Annotated in this window: 1 protein-coding gene; it reads right to left on the bottom strand. The window is 68.6% G+C overall.

Features of this window, described 5'->3' with window-relative positions; translation table 11 throughout:
- The coding region (locus AC0L2A_RS36480) for a phosphopantetheine-binding protein (protein WP_473613025.1) at positions 1–341 on the bottom strand (341 nt) is incomplete at both ends.

Here is a 341-nt window from a genome sequence, read left to right as displayed (position 1 = left end):
TCGAGCTGCGCCAGGAACCACAGCCGCTGCTGCGCGAACGACAGCGCAAGCGGCTCGTCGCGCGACACGGCAACAATTGCCGGCAGGTCTTGCGGACCGCAGCGGTTCAACTGGTCGACGATGCTTTCCGCCAGATCGGCAATAACCGGCCTGGCGAACAGCGTGGCCAGCGGCAGCTCGACACCGACCGCCTGCGGCAACCGGCTCATCAGCTGCACGGCCAGGAGCGAGTGGCCGCCGAGCTCGAAGAAGTTGTCGTGGCGTCCGACCCGCTCGACCCCGAGCAGCTCCGCCCAGATCCCGGCCAGCAGCGTCTCGACCGCGCCCTGCGGCGCTTCATA

Source organism: Mesorhizobium sp. WSM4844 (assembly GCF_055811775.1).
Note: the sequence above shows the minus strand (reverse complement) of the source record. Positions and strands in the feature narration are given on the sequence as shown.